Source organism: Microbacterium sp. MMO-113 (assembly GCF_037148555.1).
GTDB lineage: Bacteria > Actinomycetota > Actinomycetes > Actinomycetales > Microbacteriaceae > Microbacterium.
Window position 1 is genome coordinate 1 of the sequence record NZ_JBBCTD010000012.1, and the last position, 450, is coordinate 450.

Consider the following 450-nt stretch of genomic DNA (forward strand, 5'->3'; position numbering starts at 1 on the left):
CTTTCACCCCTATCCACAGCTCATCCCCTCAGTTTTCAACCTAAGTGGGTTCGGTCCTCCACGACGTCTTACCGTCGCTTCAACCTGGCCATGGATAGATCACTTCGCTTCGGGTCTAGGACATGCGACTGAATCGCCCTATTCAGACTCGCTTTCGCTACGGCTACCCCACACGGGTTAACCTCGCCACATATCGCTAACTCGCAGGCTCATTCTTCAAAAGGCACGCTGTCACACCTACCAGGGGTGCTCCAACGGTTTGTAAGCAAACGGTTTCAGGTACTATTTCACTCCCCTCCCGGGGTACTTTTCACCTTTCCCTCACGGTACTTGTCCGCTATCGGTCATCTGGGAGTATTTAGGCTTATCAGGTGGTCCTGACAGATTCACACGGGATTTCACGGGCCCCGTGCTACTTGGGATACTCTCCACGCCAGAACACGCATTTCG

Annotated in this window: 1 rRNA gene; it reads right to left on the bottom strand. The window is 53.6% G+C overall.

The window, feature by feature from the left end:
* Nucleotides 1-450 (bottom strand): 23S ribosomal RNA (locus tag WFJ36_RS17100); the annotation flags it as partial.